Consider the following 24,225-nt stretch of genomic DNA (forward strand, 5'->3'; position numbering starts at 1 on the left):
ATCGCTTGGTCGACCGCTGCCTGAAACACGGACACAAATCCTCGCCGCGAATTGCGACAGGTTAAGGCGACGCCATCGTAGACAACCTTCGTAAAGGGGGACGCTTCGTGACAGCGTCTTGCGATTTTGAGGACCTTATCGTTGCCGAAACAGGTTGGAACTGGACCGAAGATCAGCCAGAGCCACCGGGAAGAGTGCATGCAATATGACGGGCACTGTAAACTTAACGACACCGAATAGTCTCTATGAAAAGTGCTGTGGTGATGCGGTCGTTTCTTCGGCCTGCATTTCACTCCTCAATCGACACAGCGATTTCCCGCCAGATTATCGAATACATTCAGATCGTTGATATTTCAAAATCGAGGGTCGTTGGTTCAGATCCCTTTCAAGAGCTTGCAACCGAAATCCAGCAATCGATACCTCAACTCAGCCGCTTCTGTGCACCACGTCCTGAACCCGATGATTTTAGATTGCCTTACTCGTTGACCAAGAGGTGCGCTCCGCGATGAACTCCGCGAACGGTTTGACGTTCATGTGGACGCTCGCCTGTTCAAGGCCGGCCAAATAAGTTGACCGATCCTCAACCCTAACCACGGTCCGCTCATCACGTCCTATTATCCAGCAACAGTTAAGCCACGGACAACGTGACAGCTCCCAATGGCAACCTCCTGTCGGACGGAACCCGAGCGTTGACCTGGGATCGCTCGAACCTTCTGGGAAGTGTGGCGCAATCGGGCTCGACGGTATCCTTCTCCTATGGCCCTGACGGCGCCCGGGCGATCAAGAGCTGGGCCTTCGGCAAGGTGCTCTATGCCAATGCGAATGTGGAGATCGACCGGACGACGCCGGGCAGCGAAGTCTATACCTGCTATCCTCACCCGGATATCAAGCTGACGACGACCGCGGCGGGCGCGACGAGCAAGGCGTATCTGCATCGCGATCACCTTGCCTCGGTCCGCCAGGTGACGGACGCAACGGGCAGTCTCGTCGAGGCAACCGGAGACCTCGAATTACCGCTGACTTGGTGATTGGCGGCGCGGCCTAATGGCTGTTTGCGGCTTTCGCCTTCGATTTCATGCTGGGGCGATGTCACCGTAACTCGAATTCGGATGCATGGTAGACTTCTGCCCTGGGGGTTGATCTCAGGCCACGGCTCCGGCTTCAGCTTTCCAGTGTGCGATCGCCTGCATGCGGTGAATGCGGGTTTGGAATGCGGAGCGTTGTGAGCGGGGTGGGACGAAAAGGTTGCGGACAGCCGAGAAGACAGAGACGAAGCGCTGAAGGCCTTCCGGTGATCGGAAGCCTTGCATCATCCGCTCTCGTTTTCGCAGCGGCACATGAGAATTCTCGGCTCGGTTGTTCAGACCCTTGTGAGATCGGTGTTCGACGTGCGGCATGACCTGTCGCCGGGCTGCTCCATAGGAGCGCAACTTATCAGTGATCATCCGCTTCGGTGCGATGCCCTGCTTCCTCAGAAGGCGGGTCAGCAATCGCCTGGCAGCCTTGGTGTTGCGGCGGGGCTGGACGATTTCGTCAAGCACATACCCGTCCTGATCGACGGCCCGCCATAGCCAGCGTTTTCTGCCGGCAATGGTGATGACGACCTCGTCCAGATGCCACACATCGTTCCCGCTGGGCTTCTTTCTTGCGGCGAAGGCGACGCGCATAATCCGGGCCGAACTTCCTTCCCCAGCGGCGGATCGTTTCGTAGGAGACGGCAATGCCGCGCTCCAGGAGCAATTCCTCTACAAGGCGCAGGCTCAGCGGAAACCGAAAGTAGAGCCAGACCGCGTGGGCGATGATCTGGGGTGGGAAGCGGTGGCGCTTGTAGCTGACGGGCGAAGTGTTCATGAACGGGCGTCTATCGCAGCCGCTCCTCACAAGAGGTTACCGTGATATCGCCTCAGCATCTTCCAAAAATTACATTGCCAAGCGGGTGCCATCCAGACACGACGCCACCTGAAGGTTCCTTCAGTTTGAGAGTAAAATATATTTATTAACATTCTCCTCTTTCCGCAATGCGTTCGTTGCCCATTGTTCGTTCACCGTTGATGATTGTCGATTGATGATTGACCGCCGACAAAGGGCAATGAACAACGGGCAATTGCCAATTGCCCGTTGTTAATGGGCAACCACAGTGCGGTTAACTGTCAGTGGTTAATGGGTAATTGGCAATTGCCAGTGATGCCGCTGGCAATAATCGCACGAACAACGGGCAACTGTTAACGGGATTGAGTGGCGTCGGAGGTGAGTTGTTGCGGTGGAAGCTTGGGCGAGGGTGCCTGTTTTGCAATGGTGAGTTTGTAATAAAATATAGTTTAGTTTTAAGTGGCAGGATAGTCAAGTTTGTGGTACAAACTCGACGTCGCCCCGCCTCCGGCAGGGCTCAGGTTCGCGCCGGTGGCGCTCTGGGGTCGCCTCCGGCAACCTGGCAAGCGGAAGGGAAGCGATGCGCAGCGAGGTGGTCAGGGTCCGTCTGAGGCCAGAGGAGCGGCAAGCTCTTACGGACCTTTGCGGCGACGATCGCACCGCCAGCGACGTCATCCGGCTGCTGTTTCGCGACCAGGCGGGCCTACCGCTCCCGGTCGGACCGGCCGAAGCTCTGGCCTTGCGCGGCACCAATGAGGAGCTGCGTCGCATCGGCATCAATCTCAACCAGGCCGTCCGCGCGATGAATGAAGGCCGCGTTGGCTACGAACCGCATCTCGACGCCGCGCTGCGCCTCCTCCTCGAGGGTGTGTTTCGCCTGCGAGCGGACGTCGATCTGATGCTGCGGATCAGCCGTCAGAAGCGCAGGAGGGGCAGCAATGGCCTATGACTGGTCCGGCCTGCTCGGGGACATCGAGAGCTTCTCGGTCCGGCGGGCAAAATCGCTTTACGACGAGGAAGACGAGCGTCGCGGGCGGACCGGGTCTTTGCGGATCGCCCTGACGGCCGAGCCACCAAGACAGCGGCCCATGCCTTCCGGTATCGCCAGCAAGCGCCTGAGGACGGCCGTCTCTACCCATGAGGCGACCATTGCCGCCATCCTGCAGCCGGCGCAGACCGCGCCGCGGGAGATCATCACCTTGGTCGGGACTCTCGGTGCTGGCGCGAACCCGGAGACCGATGACGAGCTCCGAAGGTCAGGCGGCGGGGGAGGGGGAGCAGTTAAGGCCGAAGGTATCGACCGATCTCTTGCTGTTCGCCCGTCCACCGCGAAACAGGCCGTGGCGGAGAGCACAAGCCGGGCGGCTATCGCGGCGGGTGCGCAGCCGGTGGTGATCAAGGTGACGTCGACGGTTTCGAGCAGGGCGTCGGCCGCCGGGTTGATGACGTATCTCGGAACACGCGAGGTCGAAAAGGAAAACGGTGAGAAGGGCAAAGCGGACATCCCGATCTTCGACCAGGACGGGGTCGCAATTGCCAGCCGCGAGGATCGCGCTGCAGCCCTTCAGGACTGGGTGTCGGAGTTTCGCGAACCCTACGCCCTGGACGCCGTCGCCACACTGTCGATCAAACTGACGGACGCGGTCAGTGACGAAGAGCTGCACGACTCATTGAATGCGGCCTTCGGCGCTAAGCCCTTTCTCTATTCTCGCCACCCGGATGGGAGCGTCTCCGTCTATGCCGTCACAGGCTTGCCGGCGAAGAAGATCGCCGGCGCGCTCAGGGCACGCGAAAAGGATGAAGGGCCGGCCCGCACGCTCGATAAGGCCGAGGCGGATATAGCAGGCAGGATGTCGGACGCCGGTGTTTTGGCCGAGGTGCGGATTGTCGGCGCCGCGGTCTCCGACAAATCGGGCCGGTACTTTCTGGAAAAGTTTCTCCGGACCGAGAGGCACGTCATCACCAGCGCCGGCGAGGTGGTCAAGCGCGGTCCAGCGGTGAAGGACGTTGCCGATGGAATCTGGCGCGGCTGGTCGGCCGACATCCGAACCGTCGAACCGCGCAACGCTTTCCATGTGATTTTCTCCGCCCGTGCCGGCACGGACGCGGAGGCGATGAAGCGCGCTGTTCGTGACTTCCTGAGCGAGCAGGTTGCGGGCCATCGCTGGATCACGGCTCATCACCCCGATACCGGTCATGTGCATGTCCATGCGATGATCTCGGCGCGAGACGACGTCGGCAAGGCATTGCGGCTCACGAAGCCTGAACTTTACGCATGGCGCGAGCGGTTTGCGGCGAAGGCGCGCGAGCAGGGCATCGCCATGGTCGCCACACGCCGCGCCGACGTTGCAGCGACGCGGCCCTATAGCCAGGCACAGGCTGGCGCCTATGAACGCGGTCTGTCCGATCCACGCTATCTGAAATCGACCGCGGTCAATCAGCGTGTCGAGCGCAAGAGGACAGGCGTCGCCGATCGTGCGACGCTCTCCAACGGTAATCTCGCCCTTGCCCCGAATTGGCAGGCGACGGCCGCCGCGCTGAAGCAAGCCGGTGCGAAGCCATCGGTTGTCGAAGCAGCAGATCGGTTTGCTATCGCCGCTGCCGAAGCCGAGAAAGGCACGTTGCTGGTGCCGGCTGCCTCTGCTTCGAACTCGGCCCTGGCGGGACTCAAACATCTGGTTGAGACTATCCACGAGCAGAAGGAGAAGACTATGGCGCTATCCCTGGATGCGTTTGACGCGCGTGTCTTGCGGGCAAACAAATCCATGGACGGCTTGGAGAGGCTGGTCGATGGCAGTGCCGAACGTCAGGCCGTCGCGGAGATGCGGCGGGAGATTACGGCGCTCTTTGTTGCGCAGCGCCGTGATCTCGAAATGCAGCAGATACGATCGGCCACTGATGTTGCGGGAGGAGAGAACAGGCCGTCGGTCGCGCGTGCTGATGGACTGCGCATGCGGGATCAAGGGGCGGCGCGGACGATCGATCCTGCGATCGCCGCCCAGCAGCACGCGATAGCCGCCGGACGGGCCGCTCGCGCGCAGTGCGAGCAGGCGGAGGCTGCGAAAGTAGCCCGGCAAGAACGGCAACAGGAGATTCGAAGGCAAGCCGCCCAGGGGCGGCAGAACGACAAGGACCGGGATGGGCCTGCGCGGTGAGGCTCCGGTGGTGTGCGGTGGCCTATCTAACGCTGCGCTCAAGAGCTTCGAGGTGTCTGAGGCAGGTCGCCTTGACCAGCTCGAGCAGTAATTCTGTCCGTTCCCTGAGCCAGTTGAGCGCTTCGGCGGAGATCTCGAAATGCTTCGAATAACGGGCCTTCACATAGGCTTGGTTGAGCGTGTTGAACCAGGCGCGCTCGCGATGCTGGTCACGCGGAAAGGCGTCAGCTAGGCGGCGGTCCTGTTCTTCGGCCAGCGAGCGGAGGAACTTGATGTTGTGTGACGGCGGCGCGTAGTTGGCTAGCGTGAGCAGGACGCAGGAATAGGCCTGTTCGAGCGACTGGTGCAATTCGAAGGCCGAAACCTGAAGATCTCCCTCTTTGGCGTAGAACCGGCTTCCTTTTAGAAACGTTTCGGCGAGTCGGAATTTATCATCAAAATACTCCTGTGCGACACGCAAACGCTCTGTCGGCGTCAGCGGCTTCGGTTCCGCTAGAGGCTCGTCATCGAGTTCGTAAAGGACAATGCCTTCCTTGCGGATGTCGGAGAAGAAATACTGCCCCTCCTTAAGGTACTTGTTCACCTCGCGCCTTGAATGAACGATGAAGCTGACAGGCGTTTCGATCGAAGGGTCGCGGATCAACCGATCGGCGGCCTTGTGCCAATATTCGGCAAATTCGCAGAGCTTGCTGTTGTTGACGATGATCAGCAGATCGAAATCCGAGCGATAGCCCTTCATCGTGAACGGTTCGTCCACCCAGCCACCCTTGGCGTAGGAGCCAAACAGGATGACTTTGAGAATGCGGCCGCGCTTCTTGAAGTCTGCCGTCCCCTCCTTAAGCGCGTCTTCGAACTCTTCATGCAGAATTTCGAGGACACGCGCCAACTCCCTCTGTTTTTTAGGTGGTATATGATCAAAGGAGGTTTTCATTGGGGAGTTTAGTCTTGGGGCGTTTCTGATAGGGCTATTCAAGGCAGCGATCTCTCGGGATTCTACATGAGGTTGCCGAAACCACAATCGTAGCTGGCTTCAATTTTGCAAGAGAAATGCTCGAGGAAGCCTGAACCAAAACTTGATCACCATATGCCGGTGATGCCAGGTTCAGTTCTTGAACAGCGCCTTCAATATCATGGCCGTTCAGAGGCTGCCTCAAAAGGAGGTGAGTGATTTCAGTCGGTTGTGATTCCTTCGGATTTGCGAAGATTCGATGGAGAGCACGATGGCCTGGACTGAAACCACCCGGCGGAATTATGTCCGTCGGACGCTGCGATATGCAAGCGACGTTACGGATCGCGAATGGGATTTCGTTGCGGCGTTCATGCCCGCGCCACGGCGTTTGGGCCGGCCGCGCAAGACCGATTTGCGCGAGGTTGTGAACGCGCTTCTCTATATCGCTTCGACAGGTTGCCAGTGGCGGATGCTGCCCAAGGACTTTCCGCCCTGTTCGACGGTGCAGCGGTATTTCTATGAATGGCGCGCCATCGGCCTTTGGTCACGGATCAACCATCACCTCATCATGGAGGCACGGGAGCTGGAGGGGAAGGAAGCCTCGCCGACGGCCGGTGCCATCGACAGCCAAAGCGTCAAAACCACCGAAAGCGGTGGCATCCGAGGCTTTGATGCTGGCAAGAAGGTCAAAGGTCGCAAGCGTCATATCATTGTCGATACGCTCGGGCTGATGGTCGGGCTCATGGTGCACAGCGCCGATATCCAGGACCGCGACGGTGCTCCCGATCTTCTAAAGTCCATCCGCAACCGATGGCCATGGCTGCTTCACATCTTCGCCGATGGCGGCTATGCGGGCGACAAGCTGAAGAAGCGGCTACAGAAGATCGGGAAATGGACACTCGAAATCATCAAGCGTTCCGACAAGGCCAAGGGTTTTGAAATCCTGCCGCGCCGCTGGGTCGTCGAGCGGACGTTTGCGTGGTTGGGTCGATGCCGCAGACTGGTCAAGGATTTCGAGAAATCCGTCGCTTCAGCAGAGGCCTGGATAACTATCGCTCACATTCGCATGCTTACCAGACGCCTTGCAAGATACGGATATCGTTGAAACCTTTTCGAGGCCGACTCTTAGCTCGATTTTGTACATTATGCGGCGAGACAGAGGGCCTGGGTCATGCGTAAAAGCCGGCTTGGTTGAGTTTCAGGAATGTCGGGGTCTGGCGGGTACTGTCGATAAATATCCTGGTCCCACAGGATCATGCGAACCGCGCCGATGGCATCGGAGAAGGTGAACTCTGTTTTCTTGTACCACGCGGCGGCATAGGGAAGGACGCCATGACCGAGCAGATCGCATGCCCAGAGTGTGACGAGACTGTAGAGCGCCAGCAGCGACGGCGTCGTGCGGGTGATGGTTTTGTCGTTCCACTGCCGTTGGGTTTCCACGCCACGATGCGCGCGCGTTTCGGCGAAGGTGACCTCGATCTGCCAGCGCCGAACGAAGTAGGCGATGATCTGAGCGGGCTCAAGGTTGACGTTAGTGCTCATGAATGCCTGGGGTTCACGACGGCCTGACGGATCACGAACGAGAACCCAGCGAATTGGTCTTGGGGGCGTTCCACGCCGATACCAGAGGCTGGTTCCTGATGTGACATCAAGGGTTTTGTCGGTTTGCTTGCCGTACCAGGACGATGCGACGATGCGGTGCCACTCGGTCTTTGCGTCTTTGAGGAGCGTTTTCAGTTTCGGCAATGGCCTGCCTTTTTGCGCCGGTCGCCCGAGCGTATGTTCGTGCCGCTGATCTGGTGGAGCAAAGAGACTGGCATCCAGACGCAACCGCGTGATGAGGGTGGCCGTGTCGGGAAGAGCCGCCGCCAGTGTATGAACGGCAAAGCTGCTATCGCCGACAAAGATGATTTCGCGCCCTGGCAGCCAGCGGCAAAGCTGCAAGACGCCTTGCCTTGCCCAATCGGTCAGCAGCTTGTGCTTTCGGCCCTTCTTCTGATCATGGCGCTCAGAGGGGCACAGGATCGTCAGCGCCGGCAGGGCTTTAATGCATTTTGCCCAAGGGACAGGGGAAAGAACCATGAAGCTCAACCATCTCAAGCCGCTGGCCTTGACAAAGTGGCCATGGCTGGAGCGCACCGGGTCACGATAAATACCACGAGCGGCGATGCGTTGGCCCCAACGCCGTTCGATTGTATCGTCCATGCCAATCACGACGGGGCCCTCGGGCACGAGCCGGGCAACAATGATGGACAGCAGACAGGCCGCCAACGTGTGGGGGTTCCAGCGGGCTCGGTTGAGGAGTTGATGATAGGCGGCAAAATTGCTTACCCCCGCCCGTCCGGTGATGCGCAGGCAGGCCGTCACCGTTCGCTTGCCAGGCGAAAGGAGCGCGCCCATCACCAGGACCAGCAGATGCTCCCAGCTTGGCGCGGTAAACCAGAAACGAAACGGCGACAGCCATTGGCGAAGGATGTGGGGGACCGCGTCTCCCGGCTCACGGCTACAATCATATTGTTCGCTCATCCATCCGTTCGAATCCGATCAAACGAATGGCGCAAGGCCGGAACCTGCGGCGAATTGATTCACCCCAGGCTGCCCAGCAGCACCCGAAATCACCACCGATTTTGTACAAAGTCGAGCTCAGGCAATTGTCCCGGTGACAGCCTTCGTTCTGAGGCGATGCAAACGGGCGATCAAGGCTGAGTGTTTTGAATGTGGTAGAATAGAGAGATTCCGCACTGCCGAGAAGACGCTCGTGACGCGTTGCAATGTGCCAAGCGGGCTAAACCGTTGCATCAACCGCTCCCGTTTTTCGCGGCGGCAGATGTGAATTTTCGGCACGGTTGTCTACACAGCGCCAACCTTGTAAAGGACTGTGAGCCAGACCTGCGGCCCCTCTCTGGGTATCCCACCCCACCCGTGTAAACCATTTGGCTAGGGCCGGGACCTTTCAGCCACGTTGCCTCGATGCAACAGAGTTCTACGATGGGGCCTGGTCAGTGATCTGGCCCCCAGCCAGACGCATCTGCTGGGCGGAACCGTGCCGGCAGCCCCTGATCCCCATCCTTGCCGACACGGTGGGGGAGACCCCGAGGCGCCCCCTGTCCTCGTCCTCCGGGTCTCCCTCACGCCCTGCGCGACTGTCAGGTCCAACTGTCCTCTCCGGAAGGGTTCTCTCATGGAAAAGGTGAAGGAACGAAAGATCGTACCCGCCCCCACGCAAGGCACGGCGGACACGACAGTCGAAAAGACAGGCAAAAGCGTTGCAACGCTTGCAGATCTCTTCCATCGCTATCGGCGCGAAGGCTGGAGCGACAGCGAGATCGAAATGGGTATCGCCGGCCAGTAGTGCGGGTTGGTCCTGTCAGCGTGAAGCATCATTCCTTATTAGAAGAAGCCAGTCGCTGGAGCCGGAGGCGTTCTGTGAGGACGGCGCCTGCAGCCGGTGGATACCCGTGTCCTTGTCCAGCGGGACGGATCGGCTTATCGCGCCGGTAGACGGGTCGTACCATTCGGCGACCGGATCCGGGACCGTAAGCCCTGGCGCATCGACCTCCACGGAGACCGCGTCATAGAGATAGGCCACGGCGAACGATCCGTCGTCTGCAAGGGCCGAGATCGCGGTCGCTGTGGGCAATCCCTTGGCTTTGAGGGCGAAGCCCCGGTCGGCAGGCTGCAGTTTCCACCAGTCGAGGCGTTCGAAAAATGCGGCAAGATGGCCGATGCTTTGCGCGCCGTCGCTCGCGAGCGCCTGCCGCCAGCCCGCCGCGGCGTCATAGAGGCCGGGTCCGCCAAAATGCCAGACGGGATTGTTGCCATAGATCTGACCGCTTGCCCCCGACAGCAGCGCGCCATAGGCGATCTTGCGGATTTCCGACGCGCCGACGCCATGTTCATTTTCGTAGCGAGATTCGATGAGGAAAAACGGTCGGCGCGGCCCGGAGCGATGGCGTGCCAGAACCGCTGCGGCCACATCGCCATAGGTGTAGACGGTGTCGAGCTTCAGCCAGTCTGCACCCTGCCAGTAAAGGCTCGTCGTCGAGTCGCGATCCCCGTGCACGGTCTGGAGGGCACGGGGATTGCCCGTCTCGATGCCTGAGGCCAGGGCTTCCACGAGGCGTTTGTCGGGTGGATCATAGTCACCGCCCTGAACCCAGATGATGTTCGGATAACGGGCAAAACGCGCACCGACATAGCGGCCATAGGCTTGCAGCGCCGCTGGACCGGCCGCTGCCACTTCACCGTACCAGCCCTGCGGGCCGCCATTGGCACCAAGATAGGCGGGTGCCAGAAGAACGAGCATGTCGGCGCTCAGCGCGATATCGAGCATACGTTCGGCCGCCGCGAAATAGCGGTCATTCGGCCTGGTGAAGTTGCCCGGTTCGAGAAAGGGTGCGACGCCCTCGATGTTGTTGGGCGCGTTCCGGGCGAATTCGTGCTCTATGAGCGAGACCAGCAGGGTGTTGAAGCCGCGCGCCTTCCGGTCGGCGATGTAGGATTGCGCCTCTTCCGGCGAGAGGTCCGCGATCATCGACCAGGCCGAATCTCCCGTGATGAGAAACGGTTTTCCCGTCTGGTCTTCGAGATGGAGGCCGTTCGGCGCGAGGCGCAGTGGAAACCTTACATTCTCCGCATCGACTGTACTGGCCGGAAGCAGGAGGCCGGCAAGCAGGCAGGCGCCGAGGGCAAGACGGAGGAGATGCATGGCGGATCCTTTCGAGGAGGATATCGGTCACAGTCGCTCACGGACGAGGCGCAGCCAGTTTTTCACCGGAGCGGGAAGGTAGGTCCGCAAGCCCGGGCGCAGGCCGGGCGGCAACGACCAGTTCTCGATGGGGAGGGATGGGGCGATCGGCGGAGGATTCGATGCAGTCCTGCGCAGTGCCTCGGCATACCGCATCGCCATGCGCTCCACGGTGAAGCTTCGCGCCACCTTGCGCCGGGCGCCAGCGGACAATTGTGCAAGGCGCAGGCGATCGCCATCGAGGGCGTAGACGAGGTCGGCGGCCTTCCTCCGGTCACCGATGGGAAACAGAAGACCGTCGTGACCGTCGTCGATGACCATGTCCGTGACGCCGCGAAGGGCGGAGGCGATCGGCACGCAGCCTGCTGCCATGGCCTCAAGCAGGGTCATGGGTAGCCCCTCATAGCGTGACGGTATGAGAAGGATGTCATGGCGTGCCATCAGCGCCGGCACGGACTGGAGGCCGACCGATCCCAGAAACTCGACTCGCGGCGAGGCGGGCAGGGCCGATCGGAGGCGGGGGAGGTCCGGACCATCGCCTGCGATCGTCAGCCGCGCGGTGCAGGGGGATCGCGCGAAAATCTCCGGCAGCCACAGCACCCCCTTCGAGGCATCCTCGATCCGACCGAGGAACAGGAGGCGAAGGCCTTCTCCCTCGAACCGTGATGCGCGGTCCTGCGACGGAAAATCACTCAGCGAAACGGCGTTCGGGATGACAAAGGTGCGGCCGGCGGGAAAACCATGGCGCTCGACGAGATCATCCCGGGCACGGCGGCACACGCAGATGGTTGCGTGCACATGCGGTGCGATGGCGCCGGCCGCGGCATAGGTGCCGGGCGTGATGTTATGCACGACCATGAAGCGCAGGATTTCGGGCGGCAGGTAACGCACGATGTTCGTCTGGAGGCGATCGCTGAGGACATTGACAACGACCCCATCGAACCCCTCTGCCAGAATGGCGTCGGTAAGACGGCGGGCTGTTTCCCGGTCATCCGAGAAAGCCTCGGTGTCGATCCCGGCGCCCAGATCCGCGGCATCTGCAAGTGCTGGATCGATGTTGCCTGTCTTGTGGCAAAGCCCGAGCCAGCGGAGCTCGATGTCGTACGGCGCGAGCCCCCTGCGAAGCTGCGTGAAAACGGTGTAGGTACCGCCGAGATGCGGGAGAACGAAATAGGCGAGCTTCATGGCCAACCCCCTGCATTCTTTGTCGTCGCACGGCGGAGACATTGGAATCCGCCCGTTCGAACCGCCACAGCCCTCCTTCGCGACAACGCCCCGCCGATCTACCTCTTCCGGATGAGGCTGCGGTACGAAGGAGGGCGTTTTCTGCCCTCTGCCCGGGCGCGATAATCCTGCCGCTATCGCGCTCCGGATGGGACCTACGGATGAAAATCGGCCTGCTGGGACAGTTCGGCTCCGGAAACTCCGGCAATGACGGCTCGCTGGAAGCCATGGTGCGTTTCCTGCGCCAGGCATGCCCTGAGGCGAAGCTGCTGTGTATCTGCTCCAATCCGGCAAAGGTTCACGACGATTTTGCGCTCGACGTCGTCAGCATCCGGGGGCAGAAGCCGTCGGCGGACCGGGTTACGCGATCGATCGGCGCCAGACTCTGGCGCGTGCCTTCCCGGCTCGGAAGCATGGTTGCCATTTTCCAGGCGCTTGCCGGGGCCGAGGTCCTCGTCATCCCCGGCACGGGCATTCTTGACGATTTCCAGGAGACGCCGTTCGGCTGGCCTTTCATCCTTTTCTGGTGGTGTTTCGCCGCCCGCCTGCGCGGCATCCGCATCGCCTTCGTGAGCATCGGCGCGGGGCCGATCCACAACGCGCTCAGCCGCCGGTTCCTGAAGGCGGCCGTGCAGATGGCGGAATACCGCTCCTACCGCGATGATTTCTCGCTCCATTATGTGAGGGATCTCGGCGTGGACGTGTCTCGCGATCTTCGCTTTCCCGACCTTGCCTTCGGATTGCGTGCCCCGACCCATGATCCCGTCGTGGATCGCCGGCCGGCCCATGCCGCCGTCGGCGTCGGGGTCATGCACTATCGTGGCTGGAAACGCGGGCAGGCCGACGGGGAAGCAATCTACCGCAGCTATATCGCGAAGCTCTCGGCGGTCATCGGCCGGCTTCTCGACGATGGCCGGCGGGTACATCTTTTCATGGGGGACAAGGCGGACGAAACCGCGCTGGACGATATCTTCCAGGGGCTTGCACCGCGTCCTTCTGGAGCGAGCCACGCCTTTGTCTCGGTGGCACGCACGGCCTCGCTGGATCAAGTGATGGAGGAACTCAAGAAGGTCGATATCGCCATCGTTTCCCGCTACCACAACTTGCTCTGCGCCCTGAAGACGGGCCGGCCGGCCTTCTCGCTCGGATATGCGCAGAAGAACGATGAGCTGATGGCGGCGTTCGGCCGTTCGGCCTTCTGCCAGCATATCGAGGATTTCGACGTCGAGGTCCTGATCGGGCAGGTACGCACCGCACTCACCGACCTCGACGGCGCCCGCAAGGAAATCGAACAGCACAACGCCGCCATCCGCGGCGAGCTTTCCCGGCAGGGAGAGCTTCTCCTGTCGGGCGTATTGAAGGAGCGATTGGCCTGACGGTCGACCGCGCCAGGCTCAACGGACGGCTGCGCGTGCCGGGCGTGCGCTCATGCCGCCCGTGATTGTGGAATGAACCGGCACGCGGTGCCGTTGTGAAAACGTAGCGCCGCCCGCCCGCCGGCGCCGGAAAGCGTGATCCGTATGGTTCGCCGCGCATACATTATGGCATCGCTGGAGCAATACCTCGCCCTGCTCGTCAATTTCGCGGTCCTTGCGACTGTGGCGCGGCTGCTCACGCCCGGCGAGATCGGCGAGGCGGTCACGGGGCTGGCCATCGCCGTGGTCGCCTTCTCGACGCGTGAATTCGTGACGGCGGAATTCCTCATCCAGCGCCATGCCATCGACCGCGAGGCTGTGGGCACATCTCTGACGCTCCAGGTGCTCTGCAGCGCCACCGTCGCCCTCGGTCTCGGTCTTGCCTCCGGACTTGTCGCCGGCTTCTATGGCACGCCTGACCTCTCCTTCTTTCTGCTGCTCGCTGCCGTCGCGGGCTTTGCAGAGGCCGTTGCCCAGCCGGTCATCGCCATCCTGCGTCGGAATATGAGCTTTGGCGCACTTGCGGTGATCCGCACTGCTGTCTCTCTCGTCAACGGACTGACGACCATTCTCCTGGCTGCCCTCGGCTTCGGTGCGATCAGCTTTGCCTGGGGCCTCCTGGCGGGGGCGATGATGCTCGCTGGTCTCTCCGTCGCGCTCTCGCCCGTGCCGGCGCGGACGTTCCTTCGCCCAGGCCTTTCGCGCTGGCGGGAGGTCCTGATCTTCGGCTCCTTCAAGGGTGCGGCGCTGGTGGTGGAGCGTATCCAGGAAACCGTTCCGCAACTGATCCTTGGCCGGCTCACCTCCATGACCGCCGTCGCGCTCTACAACCGCTCGAACGCTCTTTGCGGCGTGCCGGACCGTATCATCATGTCCGCCTTCTACAGCATGGCCTTTCCGGCACTCGCAAACAGCATCCGGGAGGGGTATGACATCGAGAAAACCTATCTTCGTGTGCTGGCCTATCTTTCGGTGCTCTATTGGCCGGCCGCCATCATGGTTTGCCTTCTCGCGCCGCAGATTGTCCGGATCGTGCTCGGCCATCAATGGGAGGATGCCATTCCGGTCGTGCGGCTCCTCGGCCTTTCCGCCGTCTTCTGGGCGCCGGCAATTGTCACGGGGCCGCTTCTCCTGGCGCTTGGCCAGAACCGCGACGCCTTCCTTGCCAGCCTGATTTCGCGCGTCTTCGCCGCGTCCGTCCTCTGTGCAGCCAGTCTCCACGGTGTGATCGCCATGGCGCTCAGCCAGTTCATCGCCCTGCCGGTTCAGACGGCGGTGGGCTTTTTCTTCGTACACCGTCATGTCCGCTTTTCCCTGCGCGCCCTCGTTGCGACGTTTGTGCCGAGCGCCATCGTCACGGCTTTCGCCCTTGCAGGCCCGCTGACGCTTCTCGTCCTGAACGAGCAGCCGCGATCGGACCTCCTGTCCTTCGCCACGGCCGCTGTTCTTGCTGCCATTGGCTGGCTGGCCGGGCTGCATCTTGCCCACCATCCCTTTCTGACGGAAATACAGATCGCGGCGCGCCTTGGCCGCAGTCGTATCGAACGGCTGCGGCGGCTCCTCGCCGCAGGGGCCTAGGCCATGGCGAGCGTCGATATCGTCATTCCCAACTACAACTACGGCCGGTATCTCGAAGCCTGTGTGAAAAGCGCATTGGCGCAGGACGGAGCCGTGGTGCGCGTCCTTGTCGTGGACAACGCCTCGACCGACGACAGCGTGGCGATCGCCCGACGCCTCGCCGCTGCGGACCCACGGGTTGAGCTGCTGCTTCGCCCGGAAAACCTCGGTCCCCATGCTTCCTTCAACGCCGGCATAGACTGGGCGCGTGCCGACTATTTCCTTCTGCTCTTTGCCGACGACGTTCTCGTGCCTGGCGCACTCCGGAGGGCAATTGCGACCATGGAGAAGGACCGTTCGCTTGCCTTCTGCTATGGGCAGGCCGTTGCGATCCGTGACGATGCGCCGTTGCCCGAGATCAGGGTGCAGCCGCTTTTCCCTCCGGTGGAGCTGATGTCCGGCCGCGCCTTCATCGAACGGTTCTGCGATCTCGGCGTCTTTCAGATACCAGGTCCTTCCATTCTCGTGCGTACCAGCGTGCAGCAGCGCACCGGCCACTATCGCACCTCTCTTCCGCACAGCGACGACTATGAGGTCTGGTTGCGGCTCGCCATGCACGGCTCCGTCGCCGCGCTCGATTGCGTGCAGGCCGGAATCCGTACCCACGCCGCGAACCGTTCGACAGACCTTTGGACACACCAAAGCCTGCACGTCCTCCACACGGCCGCGGCGGCGGAGAGTTTTTTCCACCACGAGGGCCGCTGGCTGGACGGGGCCGAAGCGCTGCGCAAGCGCGCCAGGCGCGGCATCGCCCAGCGTGCCTACTGGTCGGCAGTGTCCCATGCCCTGCAGGGGAATGCGGAGGCCCTGCGATTGCTGAGGATCGCCTTTCAACTCTCCCCCTTCACGGCTCTTGTACCTCCTCTCGGTTATCTCCTCCGGCGCCGCGATATGATGCCGCGTGTGCGTTCGCTCCTCGCCCGGGCGTTGCGCTAGCGCCGATTGGGACAAGTTGCCTGCGATGCCTGTGCGCAGGGGTAGGCCGCCTATACGTTCGGTGGAGGTTCTACCCCATACAGGCGCGTTAACACCGCCGGAACGGCCCAATATAGTGTTTGTTGCGGGCGTTCGGCCTGTCCGGCCTTGCCTCATGGGGGAGAAGATGACTGTTTCCGATGCAGCAGCCGTTTCCGAAAAGAACACCCACTACGACAAGTCCTATTTCGACAAAACGTTCGAGCACCAGCGCTACGCGGCCTATTTCGATCGCCTGAAGTTCGAGAGGTTTGTCGGCCCTTCGGATCGCGTGATCGATTTCGGCTGTGGTGGCGGCTACATTCTTTCCGGTCTCAACGTCAGGGACAGGGCTGGCGTCGAGATCAACGAGGCAGCCGCAGCGGTGGCACGCAAGAACGGCATCCAGGTTTTCGACAGTCTCGAGAAGATCGAGGAAGGCTGGGCCGACGTCATCATTTCCCATCATGCGCTCGAGCATGTCGACGACCCGCTGAGTACGGTGCGGTTGATGCTCACCAGGCTCCGTGCGGGAGGCAGGATCGTGCTCGTGACGCCGAGCGAGTCCTTCAAGATGCGCTACCGTGAGGACGATCCGAACTTCCACCTGTTCACATGGTCGCCCGGCAACCTCGGCAATCTGCTGAAGCGCGCAGGTTTTACGGAAATCAGCGCGGTGCCCGTCCATCACCGCTGGCCGCGCTACTGGTGGCTTGTCGGCCCGGTTGTCGGCAGGAGCGTCATGAACCGCATCTGCACCGTCTACGGACGACTTATGACAGGGATCAGCCAGGTTAGGGCGATCGGCTACAGGCCTTGAGCAGATCGCCGTCACGGTTTTCCCTGGAAATCGAGTGGGTTGGCCCACCGGCACTTTGTCTAAGTCCGACGCGGGACTATCCAGTCTGAAACGGCGCCGCACAGCCCGTCGAGGCAGCCTGTGGCGTCCTTTCCAGGTATTGGAAGCGGTTTGTGTCCAGGCTCATCGCCGGGCGATGTTTGCCTCGTCGAGGATGATGCTCACGCGAAGGATATCGCCTGCCAGGATCGGGTCGGTCTGGCCGACTTCGACTTCCTGATAGTTGCCGTCAAGCATCCGGATGGCGGAGAAGCGGAAGGCGACCTGCCGGCTGCCGTCCTTCTTCTGCAGAGCGATGCCGGCCTCCGCCATGGCCTGGATGTTGTAGGCCATCTTTCGGCGCAGACGCAGGATGTCGATGTTCACCTCGCGCAGATCCGCTGCGGCCTCACTGCGACGCTGGCCGCGAAGCGATACGAGGCGGCTGTCGATCAGCGTCAGGTTCTGGCGTGCCCGCGCGAGGAACGAACCGAACTCCAGGACATCGCGGTTGGTGGCGGATATTTCCCGTTGCTTCTCGCGTAGCTGGGTTTTCGAGGTGAGGCCGCGCTCCACCATCGCACTTGCCACCTTGACGTCCTCATTGAGCAGGGCAAGCTCACCGTCGCGCAGCTTGCCGCTCTTTTCCAGCGTGTCGATCTCCTCGACATAACCAACCTTCTGCCGCGCCAGGCTGTTCAGCTCGGCATCGAGCGATGTGCGCCGCATCTCGAACAGCGTGCGCTCCGCTTCCACGACCTGCTGGACGACGCGGGCATCGGGTGTTCCGATATCGTCATTCGCCAGATAGGCGAAAGGCCCTCCGTTGAGTTCCGCTTCCAGGCGTGCCCGTTTCACGTCCTGGGCGAGAAGCTGCACACCGAGATCGGCATATTCCTGCCTGAGGCCGGCAAGGCGTGTAGAGCCACTTTCACCTTCCGCCAGCGCCTCCTTCTGCCCGCCGCCGAGTGCGAACAGTTCGAGCGCGATCATGCCCGGGTGAAATTCGTATTTGCCTGGTTTCTGCACCTCGCCGACGATGTAGACGGGCGCATAGTTCTCCACCACCACGGCGACGGAGAGATTGGCGATGTGCACCTTCAGCCCGTCGTCAATGGTGGCGCGGATCTGCTCGATGCTCTTTCCCGTCACGGGGAGATTGCCCAGCAGCGGATAACCGATCGTGCCATCCGCACCGACCGGAAAGGAGCCGCTCAGCCCCGTATCGCCATAGACGGTGATACGCAGCACGTCGCCATTTCCCACCGGATATTCGGCGCCGATCGCCGTGTCTGGCCCGTTCGAAACGACGAGCAGCAGTGCGCCGAGAACCGCAGCCAGACGGGTTGCACCTCGCCGACGGCCGGCGGCAGTGGGAATGGCCTCTTGCGCCTTCAGCATCTGTTTCAAGCCTCACATTCCGGCGATGGACGGCATGTCTACGGCCGCATCGCTGCGTTTTCTGCCTTCGTTTGCAGCCTGGAGATCCGCGGTGGTGCTCGCCCGACGGTTCAAGGTGCCGCGCGAGGCCTCGTTGATGACGAGCCCGTCTACAACGACGCCTGCCGCCGCGGCCTTGCGCAGGCCGTTCATCGCCTGCAGGGAATCACCGCCGGCCGGTATGACGAAGATGGTTGCGTCGACGAGGGCCGAGACGAGCAGCGCTCCCGATCCGCTCCCCACCGAGACGGAATCGATGACGACCGCGTCATAGGTCTGCTTGAGCGTAGAAAGCAGCCGGGCGAAGGCCTCGTGGCCGAGGATATGCTCGACGGGACCTTCCGCCACGCCGGCGCAGACGAGATCGATGCCGGATACCGCGTCATGGCGCAGGACATCGTCAAGTAGGACGCTATCGCGCGCGGCAACGAGGTCAACGACGGTGCGGCCGGGCTGGACGGAAAACTCCCGCGCTACGGCGGGGGCCAGAAGGTTTGCGTCGAGCAAGACGGTCCGTAGCCCCGTTGCCGCCAGCGATCGGGCAAGACAGGAGGCGATGAAGGTCTTGCCTTCACGAGGACCCGCGGATGTCACCGACACCGTCAGGGCGTTGCCGGCGCGGGCAGAAAGCCGCAGGCGCCCCTGCAGATCGGCCACCGCGTGGGCGAAGGGCGTATGGCCCTGGCAAATCAGCTTGGCCATGCCGGCGCGCTGATGCTGCGACAGTTCCGGAATGCGCCCGACGATCGGCACGCCGCTATGCCCTTCATAGGCGGTCGACCGGCGCAGGAAGGCGGAGCGCACTTCCAGAAGCACGGCAACGAGCAGCCCGCCGGCGAGGCCGAAGACGATCCCGGCGAGCAGCCACGTCGATGCATCGGGGCTTGCCCGCACGGACGACGGCATCGCCTTGGAGATGATGCGTGCTTCCGCCATCGCGATGCCGTCCTGCTCGATCGTCTGCTTGTAGCGGGCAAGATAGCTCTCGTAGATTGCGCGGTTCGCACTCGCTTCGCGATCCAGCTGGTCGGCCTGGACGATTGCCTCGTTCGCGGTGGACATCTCGGTCTGCATCTGCCGGAGGCTGGCTTCCAGGCCGGCCTGCTGACGCTTGGAGACCTCGATCTCGTTGCGCAGGCTCTCGACGATCTGGGCCACCTCCACCTCGATCTGCGCCTGGATCGTCTCAAGCTGGGATTTGAGCTCTGGGATCTGCGGGTTCTTGACGGCGCCGCTCTCGCTGATCGTCGCAAGCGAGCGTTTGAGCCGGGCCTCCTCGGTGCGCAATTGCTGGATTGCCGGTGAGTTCAGGACCTCTGACAGGGCAAGGCCGCTTTCGGCCTTGGAAACGTCGAGTGCGGTTTCCAGTCGGGCGCTTGCCCCCGCGACCTGCGCCCTGAGCTTTGCCAGTTCCGTATTCAGCCCGGCGATCTGCTGCGAAAGCAGGGTCGTTCCGCCCGATTTGACGATGCCGGATTTTTCGCGGAACTCGGTCGCCGCATGTTCGGATCGTTCGAGTTCGCTGCGCAGGCTCACGAGACGGGTACCGAGCCAGTCGCTAACATGCCGTGTCGCGGTCGTCTGCACGTCGACCTGATAGTCGATGTAGGCCTCCGCATAGGCATTGGCGACGATGGCGGGAAATTCCGGGTTGGCGCCGCTGAACGAGATGTAGATCGTATAGGAGCGGCCATCGTTCGCGACCCGCACGCCGGAGAGCAGCTGATCGACCAGGATGCGATCGTCAATGGTCGCGTGGGACCTCGGCTCAGCCGTCGTTGCCGCCGCGGAACCAGCACCGGTTTCTCCCGTCAGGCCAAGACCCTTGGCGACGTCGACGCCAGCCTTCTGGAGCTGTGCCAGGACCTTTTCGCCCATCGATCGTGAGCTGATGATGTCGATCTCGGTCCGCAGCGCGGGGCTTTCCTGCGGCAGGGGCGAGACAACGGATTCGGTCGGCAGTGCCTGGAACTTGCGCACATCCAGCGCCAGCACCGCCTCGGCGAAGTAGCGCGACGGCTGGTCCAGATAGCCGACCGTCGAGCTGAATATGCCCGCTGCCAGAAAGGAGAGGATCAGCCATTTGCGCTGCAAGACAAGCGACACCGCCCGAGAAACAGCAAGTTCCTCGGAGACGCCAGGGCTCCCCGACACGATCATGACACTATTCCTGTTGCGGGGCGCTCTAGGCCCGGCCGAGATGATGCTCGGCGTCAGGCAAGAGTTCGCCGACCTTGCACGCGACCTCGGTGCGGTTCGTGGCGCCGAGCTTCTTCATGATGTTCCGGATATGCACCTTGACGGTGCTTTCGCAGAGATTGAGTTCCCGTGCGATCATCTTGTTCGCCTTGCCACGGCGCAACGCCTCGGCGACGGCCGTCTGGCGCACGGTGAAGGCGGAGCGGATCGCCTTGCGGGCGACGAAGCCACCCACGAGACCGCGCATCGCGAGTACGCTGCTTGCCGGCACGAACTGCCCGCCGGCAATCGCCAGCCCGATCGCCTCGATACACACATCGACATCGACGGAGCTTGGAATGAAGCCATGCACACCGAGATCGATGGCCTGCAGCACATGGTCCAGCGCCTGGCTGTTGGAGAGCACCACGACCGGTACCGGCTCCAGCGTCGTCACGAGCTGGGTGATTTCCTGCCGAATTGAGATGTCGCTGATATCGTTGCTGCCGATGTTGATCACCGCAACCCTGAGGGTGCCGAGCGTCGTCTTGCATTGCTGCCAGCTGGCGATGCCCGAGAAGGTGAAGATGCTGATGCCGATTTGATGGGAAATGAGGCTGTTTGCGAGGCATTCCCGGTCGAGGTTCCGCTTGTCGAAAATCGCCAGGTAGTCGTTTGCCGCGTAGGTCTGCGGCGGATAGTCAACTCGCTCGCTCACGGCCTCTCGCCGCTCGACGCCGAGCGAGTTCCGCGATCGAAAGATGTCGATTGACTGCCTCTCCAAAAATGTTTCGTCTTTCGCCATGGCACCCCTCACTAACTCCTGGTTCGAAATACGAGCCTTGGTCTGGTTCCGCTTATTCCTCGTTCCGCTTTATTAGCGTTAACGTTTCATGTCGGTGAATCCACCTAAACAAGCGCTAATTTTCTCACTGTGAATGCCTCTGCGAAGAGCGAAGGCGAGCGGCATTCCATTCCGCGCACCCGGGCAACGCCTCGAAACACGTCCTCGTGAAACCAATCCTTCGATCTCTGCGTCGAAAAATGCTCCATGAGCAGCTCGATCTTGCGTTCGATCATTCCTGGCAGCAGCGGCACATAGGTATTGCGCTCGACGAAGTCCCCGTCCCATTTCGGGATTTCGTATTCCAGCACGAAGTGGTCGCGGAAGACGTTTGTGGTCAGTTTGTTCAGCTCCTGATGATCCTGGTGCGCGTCGAAACGGCTGTGCGTGAAGATGACATCGGGCTCCACGCGCTCGCGCAATGCCAGCAGGAACTGTTTTATCTCCCGGCTCTGGCTCGGAAAGTAGCTGTCTTCGAAGCCGCAGACCTCCACCGCCGCGCAGGCAGCGCCCTCAAGAAAGGCAGCTGCCGAACGGCGGGTTTCCAGTGCTCGTTCGGGTGTTGCGCTCATCACGCACCAATGGACGTCGAGCCTCACGCCGGCTGCGATGAGGCCGAGGATCGTGCCGCCTGCGCCGATCTCGATGTCATCGGCATGTGCGCCGAGGCAGAGGACCTTCAACGGGAGCCCGGCAGCGGCCATCGACAGCGTTTTCATGAGCGGCCTGCCATTCGAAGGCTGGAGACCCGGCCGGCCGCCATCTGGCGCACCCACGGCATCTCGCCGCGCTCGACCATTTCCTCCAGCATCTGCCAGTCGCGCAGCGTATCCATCGACCGCCAGAAGCCCTCGTGCTTGTAGGCCATTAGCATGTCGTCCTTGATCAGCCGCGCGAAGGGCTCGAGCACCAGCTCCTCGCCCTCGCGCATGTAGTCGAAGATCTCGCGGCGCATCAGGAAGTAGCCGCCGTTGATCCAGATTTCCGACGTGTCCGACGAACGGAACTCGACAACCCGGCCCGCCGGATCGATGTCGGCAAGATGATAGGTCAGCGGCGGCCTGACCGCGAGGAAGCAGGCGATCTTGCCGCTGGCCTCGAAGCGGGCGACCATGTCGTCAAGATCAACATCGGTCAGGCCGTCGCTGTAGTTGGCGAGGAACATTCGCTCACTCATGACATGGTTGCGCACGGCCCACAGGCGCTCACCGATATTACGCCAGATGCCTGTGTCTATCAGCGCCACGCGCCATTGCTCCTGGGCCTCGCCAAGAAGTTCGACCCGCCCCTCGCCGGACACCACGCAGTCCGAAAAGGTTTGCGGGCGGCAATTCAGGAAAAATCCCTTGATGACATCCGCCTTGTAGCCAAGGCAGAGGGTGAAATCGTCATGTCCATAGGAAGCGTAGTACTGCATGACGTGACGCAGGATCGGCTGGGTGCCGAGCGGGATCATGGGCTTCGGAATGCTCTCGGAATATTCCCGGATGCGCGTACCCCGGCCACCGCAGAAAAGCACGACTTTCATGACCAGGCCTCCGCGGGATCGATGATGCTGACATCGGGGATGGGGATGATGAACTTCGCGCCCCAGTCGCCGACATGGCGCATCTGTGCGACGATCTCGTCCTTCAGGTTCCACGGCAGGATGAGAATGTAGTCCGGCCTGTGCTGGTCGATCGCTTCCACGGGCAGGATGGGAATGTGCATGCCTGGCGTGAACCGGCCGTGCTTGTAAGGATTGCGGTCCACGGTGAAGTCGAGGAAATCCGTGCCGATGCCGCAATAATTGAGCAGTGTGTTGCCCTTGCCGGGCGCGCCATAGCCGCAGATGCGCCCGCCGCGCTCCTTCACGCCGATGAGGAAATAGAGAAGGTTGCGCTTGGCCTTGCGGGCTCTGGCCGCAAACGATGTGTACGCCTCTACCGTATGGAGCCCTGCGCGCCGTTCCTGCCCCAGGAGGTCGGCGACACGGGGACTGATCACGCTATGTGCGCCGGCATGGCCGAGATAGATCCGCAGCGAACCGCCATGGGTCGGCAATTCCTCCACGTCGAAAACCTCAAGCCCGTGCAACCGCGCGGCTATCTGTACCGTGAGCAGGGAGAAGTAGGAAAAATGCTCGTGATAGATCGTGTCGAACTGGTTGTGTGCCAGAAGCGTCGCGACATGGGGAAATTCCAGTGTGATAGCTCCATGCGGCTTGAGGATGCGCCTCATGCCGGCAAGGAAGTCATTGAGGTCCGGCACCTGTGCCAGAACGTTGTTGGCGGCGATCAGATCCGCCTGCTGGCCGGCTGCGACCATGTCGTCGGCGAGCCGCTGTCCGAAGAAGGCGATTCTCGTCGGCACGTTTCTCGCAATGGCGGCCTTTGCCACATTGGCGGCGGGTTCGATGCCGAGCACGGGAATGCCGCGCGTGACGAAATGCTGGAGCAGGTAGCCGTCATTGCTGGCGATCTCCACCACGAAGCTGTCGCCACCAAGGCCGAACCGTTCGATCATCGCTCCGCAATAGCGTTTTGCGTGTTCCACCCAGCTCGTGGAGTAGGACGAGAAATAGGCATACTCCTCAAAGATGCTTTCGCGGCTGACATACTCCTCCAGTTGGACGAGCATGCATTCTTCGCAAACCCGGACATGGAGCGGGTAGTATTCCTCCATACGAACAAGTTCATTTTCCTGGCGAAAACTCTCGCAAGGTGGAGACATACCGAGATCAACGACAGTATGGTTCAGTGCCGTTCCGCATAGACGGCAGTTCGGCTTCAAGGAAATCTCAGAAACATACGAAAATGAAGGACTACTCTGAGAGCTCATCTACCGTCTCCACAGAAAGATTCGACAGAATGGGAACGAAAAGCTGAACGAGGGCAGCCTTCCAAATTGAAATCGTCTCTTGGCCCACTGTCAGATTAGGCGAGTGGTACGGCAGTTTCGATACTGCTATGCGAACACGCCCCCTGTCTGAAAGGCGTAGCATTTCGAACGTGTG

At 61.4% G+C, this 24,225-nt stretch carries 19 protein-coding genes and 2 pseudogenes; 9 read left to right on the forward strand and 12 right to left on the reverse strand.

The genetic code is table 11. From position 1 onward, the window contains the following. The first annotated feature begins 644 nt into the window (after positions 1–644). A complete protein-coding gene (locus EXZ48_RS23865) occupies positions 645–1,028 on the forward strand; it encodes a hypothetical protein (protein WP_130518782.1) in 384 nt (127 codons plus the stop codon). 114 nt (positions 1,029–1,142) lie between these two features. Here EXZ48_RS23865 and EXZ48_RS23870 read toward each other — a convergent pair. Beyond that, a pseudogene (locus EXZ48_RS23870) lies at positions 1,143–1,851 on the reverse strand (IS6 family transposase). A 598-nt stretch (positions 1,852–2,449) separates the two neighbouring features. Between EXZ48_RS23870 and EXZ48_RS23875 the strand changes: the two are divergent. Next, positions 2,450–2,818 carry a plasmid mobilization relaxosome protein MobC gene (locus tag EXZ48_RS23875; RefSeq protein WP_130518784.1) on the forward strand — a complete coding sequence of 123 codons (369 nt, stop codon included), beginning with the start codon at positions 2,450–2,452 and terminating at the stop codon, positions 2,816–2,818. Then, complete coding sequence (locus EXZ48_RS23880) at positions 2,808–5,024, forward strand: relaxase/mobilization nuclease domain-containing protein (RefSeq protein ID WP_130518786.1); 2,217 nt, start codon at positions 2,808–2,810, stop codon at positions 5,022–5,024. The genes EXZ48_RS23875 and EXZ48_RS23880 overlap by 11 nt, the downstream gene beginning before the upstream one ends. 22 nt (positions 5,025–5,046) lie before the next feature. On the opposite strand, the gene EXZ48_RS23885 is transcribed toward EXZ48_RS23880, so the two are convergent. Then, complete coding sequence (locus tag EXZ48_RS23885; RefSeq protein ID WP_130518788.1) at positions 5,047–5,955, reverse strand: nucleotidyltransferase and HEPN domain-containing protein; 909 nt, start codon at positions 5,953–5,955, stop codon at positions 5,047–5,049. Between the two features lie 289 nt (positions 5,956–6,244). Between EXZ48_RS23885 and EXZ48_RS23890 the strand changes: the two genes are divergently transcribed. Beyond that, the gene (locus EXZ48_RS23890) at positions 6,245–7,078 is read left to right on the forward strand and encodes an IS5 family transposase (protein WP_130518790.1); all 834 of its coding nucleotides are present in this window, start codon (positions 6,245–6,247) and stop codon (positions 7,076–7,078) included. Positions 7,079–7,116: 38 nt separating this feature from the next. Here EXZ48_RS23890 and EXZ48_RS23895 read toward each other — a convergent pair whose 3' ends face one another. Both EXZ48_RS23895 and EXZ48_RS35500 read right to left on the reverse strand, forming a co-directional pair. Then, positions 7,117–8,499, reverse strand: a complete 1,383-nt coding sequence (locus EXZ48_RS23895) for a transposase (RefSeq protein WP_130518792.1) — start codon at positions 8,497–8,499, stop codon at positions 7,117–7,119. Between the two features lie 117 nt (positions 8,500–8,616). Beyond that, positions 8,617–8,827, reverse strand: a pseudogene (locus tag EXZ48_RS35500) (IS6 family transposase); the annotation flags it as partial. 327 nt (positions 8,828–9,154) lie between these two features. On the opposite strand from EXZ48_RS35500, the gene EXZ48_RS34980 reads away from it, so the two are divergent. Further along, positions 9,155–9,325, forward strand: a complete 171-nt coding sequence (locus EXZ48_RS34980; protein WP_165909401.1) for a hypothetical protein — start codon at positions 9,155–9,157, stop codon at positions 9,323–9,325. A 15-nt stretch (positions 9,326–9,340) separates the two neighbouring features. Here EXZ48_RS34980 and EXZ48_RS23900 read toward each other — a convergent pair whose 3' ends face one another. Both EXZ48_RS23900 and EXZ48_RS23905 read right to left on the reverse strand, forming a co-directional pair. Then, positions 9,341–10,681: a DUF4038 domain-containing protein gene (locus tag EXZ48_RS23900; protein WP_130518794.1), complete on the reverse strand. Its 1,341-nt coding sequence runs from the start codon at positions 10,679–10,681 to the stop codon at positions 9,341–9,343. A gap of 27 nt (positions 10,682–10,708) precedes the next feature. Further along, positions 10,709–11,905, reverse strand: coding sequence for a glycosyltransferase family 4 protein (locus tag EXZ48_RS23905; RefSeq protein ID WP_130518796.1), 1,197 nt, complete (start codon positions 11,903–11,905; stop codon positions 10,709–10,711). A 200-nt stretch (positions 11,906–12,105) separates the two neighbouring features. Between EXZ48_RS23905 and EXZ48_RS23910 the strand changes: the two genes are divergently transcribed. From EXZ48_RS23910 to EXZ48_RS23925, 4 genes are all read left to right on the forward strand, one after another. Then, positions 12,106–13,320 (forward strand): polysaccharide pyruvyl transferase family protein, encoded by a 1,215-nt coding sequence (locus tag EXZ48_RS23910; RefSeq protein WP_130518798.1) that lies wholly within the window; start codon positions 12,106–12,108, stop codon positions 13,318–13,320. A 144-nt stretch (positions 13,321–13,464) separates the two neighbouring features. Continuing rightward, positions 13,465–14,937, forward strand: a complete 1,473-nt coding sequence (locus tag EXZ48_RS23915; RefSeq protein ID WP_130518800.1) for an oligosaccharide flippase family protein — start codon at positions 13,465–13,467, stop codon at positions 14,935–14,937. Between the two features lie 3 nt (positions 14,938–14,940). Further along, positions 14,941–15,912, forward strand: a complete 972-nt coding sequence (locus tag EXZ48_RS23920; RefSeq protein ID WP_023515874.1) for a glycosyltransferase family 2 protein — start codon at positions 14,941–14,943, stop codon at positions 15,910–15,912. A gap of 166 nt (positions 15,913–16,078) precedes the next feature. Beyond that, entirely contained in the window at positions 16,079–16,750 is a 672-nt protein-coding gene (locus EXZ48_RS23925) for a class I SAM-dependent methyltransferase (protein WP_165909402.1), read from the forward strand. A gap of 162 nt (positions 16,751–16,912) precedes the next feature. Here the strand turns inward: EXZ48_RS23925 and EXZ48_RS23930 are convergent, their stop codons facing one another. The 6 genes from EXZ48_RS23930 to EXZ48_RS23955 form a co-directional block, all read right to left on the reverse strand. Then, positions 16,913–18,169, reverse strand: a complete 1,257-nt coding sequence (locus EXZ48_RS23930; RefSeq protein WP_245462343.1) for a polysaccharide biosynthesis/export family protein — start codon at positions 18,167–18,169, stop codon at positions 16,913–16,915. A gap of 12 nt (positions 18,170–18,181) precedes the next feature. Further along, positions 18,182–20,368: a polysaccharide biosynthesis tyrosine autokinase gene (locus EXZ48_RS23935; RefSeq protein WP_130518806.1), complete on the reverse strand. Its 2,187-nt coding sequence runs from the start codon at positions 20,366–20,368 to the stop codon at positions 18,182–18,184. Between the two features lie 25 nt (positions 20,369–20,393). After that, complete coding sequence (locus EXZ48_RS23940; protein ID WP_050746376.1) at positions 20,394–21,104, reverse strand: response regulator transcription factor; 711 nt, start codon at positions 21,102–21,104, stop codon at positions 20,394–20,396. A gap of 191 nt (positions 21,105–21,295) precedes the next feature. Beyond that, on the reverse strand, positions 21,296–21,949 hold the full coding sequence (locus EXZ48_RS23945) for a PIG-L deacetylase family protein (RefSeq protein ID WP_023516403.1): 654 nt from the start codon (positions 21,947–21,949) through the stop codon (positions 21,296–21,298). Beyond that, complete coding sequence (locus EXZ48_RS23950; protein ID WP_130518808.1) at positions 21,946–22,758, reverse strand: glucose-1-phosphate cytidylyltransferase; 813 nt, start codon at positions 22,756–22,758, stop codon at positions 21,946–21,948. Before EXZ48_RS23950 ends, EXZ48_RS23945 begins: the two co-directional genes overlap by 4 nt. Then, positions 22,755–24,050 (reverse strand): class I SAM-dependent methyltransferase, encoded by a 1,296-nt coding sequence (locus EXZ48_RS23955; protein ID WP_130518810.1) that lies wholly within the window; start codon positions 24,048–24,050, stop codon positions 22,755–22,757. The genes EXZ48_RS23950 and EXZ48_RS23955 overlap by 4 nt, the downstream gene beginning before the upstream one ends. Positions 24,051–24,225 lie beyond the last annotated feature (175 nt).

Origin of the sequence: Shinella sp. JR1-6, from assembly GCF_004284735.1 — a bacterium.
In the GTDB taxonomy this organism is placed as follows: Bacteria; Pseudomonadota; Alphaproteobacteria; order Rhizobiales; family Rhizobiaceae; genus Shinella.

What these genes read in the sequence shown, in the direction of transcription:
- EXZ48_RS23875 (WP_130518784.1), top strand. Translation starts at nt 2,450, where the DNA reads ATGCGCAGCGAGGTGGTCAGGGTCCGTCTGAGGCCAGAGGAGCGGCAA.
- EXZ48_RS23880 (WP_130518786.1), top strand. Translation starts at nt 2,808, where the DNA reads ATGGCCTATGACTGGTCCGGCCTGCTCGGGGACATCGAGAGCTTCTCG.
- EXZ48_RS23885 (WP_130518788.1), bottom strand. Translation starts at nt 5,955, where the DNA reads ATGAAAACCTCCTTTGATCATATACCACCTAAAAAACAGAGGGAGTTG.
- EXZ48_RS23890 (WP_130518790.1), top strand. Translation starts at nt 6,245, where the DNA reads ATGGCCTGGACTGAAACCACCCGGCGGAATTATGTCCGTCGGACGCTG.
- EXZ48_RS23895 (WP_130518792.1), bottom strand. Translation starts at nt 8,499, where the DNA reads ATGAGCGAACAATATGATTGTAGCCGTGAGCCGGGAGACGCGGTCCCC.
- EXZ48_RS34980 (WP_165909401.1), top strand. Translation starts at nt 9,155, where the DNA reads ATGGAAAAGGTGAAGGAACGAAAGATCGTACCCGCCCCCACGCAAGGC.
- EXZ48_RS23900 (WP_130518794.1), bottom strand. Translation starts at nt 10,681, where the DNA reads ATGCATCTCCTCCGTCTTGCCCTCGGCGCCTGCCTGCTTGCCGGCCTC.
- EXZ48_RS23905 (WP_130518796.1), bottom strand. Translation starts at nt 11,905, where the DNA reads ATGAAGCTCGCCTATTTCGTTCTCCCGCATCTCGGCGGTACCTACACC.
- EXZ48_RS23910 (WP_130518798.1), top strand. Translation starts at nt 12,106, where the DNA reads ATGAAAATCGGCCTGCTGGGACAGTTCGGCTCCGGAAACTCCGGCAAT.
- EXZ48_RS23915 (WP_130518800.1), top strand. Translation starts at nt 13,465, where the DNA reads ATGGTTCGCCGCGCATACATTATGGCATCGCTGGAGCAATACCTCGCC.
- EXZ48_RS23920 (WP_023515874.1), top strand. Translation starts at nt 14,941, where the DNA reads ATGGCGAGCGTCGATATCGTCATTCCCAACTACAACTACGGCCGGTAT.
- EXZ48_RS23925 (WP_165909402.1), top strand. Translation starts at nt 16,079, where the DNA reads ATGACTGTTTCCGATGCAGCAGCCGTTTCCGAAAAGAACACCCACTAC.
- EXZ48_RS23930 (WP_245462343.1), bottom strand. Translation starts at nt 18,169, where the DNA reads ATGCTGAAGGCGCAAGAGGCCATTCCCACTGCCGCCGGCCGTCGGCGA.
- EXZ48_RS23935 (WP_130518806.1), bottom strand. Translation starts at nt 20,368, where the DNA reads ATGATCGTGTCGGGGAGCCCTGGCGTCTCCGAGGAACTTGCTGTTTCT.
- EXZ48_RS23945 (WP_023516403.1), bottom strand. Translation starts at nt 21,949, where the DNA reads ATGAAAACGCTGTCGATGGCCGCTGCCGGGCTCCCGTTGAAGGTCCTC.
- EXZ48_RS23950 (WP_130518808.1), bottom strand. Translation starts at nt 22,758, where the DNA reads ATGAAAGTCGTGCTTTTCTGCGGTGGCCGGGGTACGCGCATCCGGGAA.
- EXZ48_RS23955 (WP_130518810.1), bottom strand. Translation starts at nt 24,050, where the DNA reads ATGAGCTCTCAGAGTAGTCCTTCATTTTCGTATGTTTCTGAGATTTCC.